The sequence below is a fragment of the Enterocloster sp. HCN-30185 genome (genome assembly GCF_037890305.1).
Classification (GTDB): Bacteria; Bacillota; Clostridia; order Lachnospirales; family Lachnospiraceae; genus Enterocloster.
On record NZ_JBBKBT010000045.1, the window covers coordinates 1 to 1,070 of the forward strand.

Annotated in this window: 1 protein-coding gene and 1 pseudogene; one reads left to right on the forward strand and one right to left on the reverse strand. The window is 48.3% G+C overall.

Going from position 1 to position 1,070, the window contains the following annotated elements:
* The coding region (locus WKT10_RS15885; RefSeq protein ID WP_340278048.1) for a hypothetical protein at positions 1-571 on the forward strand (571 nt) is incomplete at its 5' end.
* A gap of 45 nt (positions 572-616) precedes the next feature.
* On the opposite strand, the pseudogene WKT10_RS15890 reads toward WKT10_RS15885, so the two are convergent.
* A pseudogene (locus WKT10_RS15890) lies at positions 617-1,070 on the reverse strand (helix-turn-helix domain-containing protein); the annotation flags it as partial.

Below are 1,070 nucleotides of genomic sequence, written 5' to 3' on the forward strand. Positions count from 1 at the left end.
AGCCACCGATGATGAATATGAGGAAATTGCTCAAACCATCCGGCACGATTTGGTGTACAGCCAGTATGGACAGGATGTTGAAAACCTTATCCGATATATCCCGAATACGGCTGACGGTTGCTGTCTGGAACGGGAGCTGCCGGAGCGTATCAATCTGGTTTTCCTAAATACCGGCGCAGCCTATGGGTTGGAAATATTCGATAATACCGAGCCGATTGAGAGCCAACGGGAAAGAGGCGGCACAATGATTACCTCTGGATATGATGAAATCAGCGAAGCTCACTTTATGATGATGTCAAATCCCAATAGCGGCAGCGCCACCGCTTCCATTGACCGGGGACGGGGCATTGTGAGCGCCCACAAAATGAAAACACATTTTTGTGATGATTGTATCCGGGAAATCCTGACTATTGTTGAAGATGAATTTATAGACGAAGCTGTGATTTATGACGCAGAGGAAAAGACTTTTTACCCTGTCACAGAAGGGGACTTGCAAATCGGGGACTATGCTTTCCACACTTACTATGAGGATGGCAGCTATGAAATAGAAATTACATATACCGGCGAATAAAAGACACTGCCGTTGTAGGAACACCCATTCCCACAACGGCAGTTTTCATTTCCAAGGTCTGCGCCGGAAATTCATGCCGGAATGTTTGATAAGCGGGGACTTGCGGAACAGCTTTTTCAAGGTGGTGCGTTCTTCTTCCGAGAGCCGCTTATATTTGAGCTGGAACGCCTTGCAGAATATCTCTGTAAATTGCTGCACCCTGTCCCCCGGCGATTGCATAGCCTTTTGGACTTCCCGGATCAGCTCATCGGCGGGCGTGGTATCCGGTGCACTTTCACTGTCATTTTCGTGTGCCTTGCGTATGTCATGGAGAATGGTGTCCCATGTTTTATGTGTCACATGGCAGAAAAAATCTTCTTCCCCTACCTGACAGGCTTCTAATACTTTGATTGCCCGGTCTGCCGCCGCTTCGGGATGTGCTTCCAGTATCATAGCCCGCACAGCAGCCAGCGAACTGTTCATGTCATGGAAACGCATGGTTGCTATCCCATCCACATAA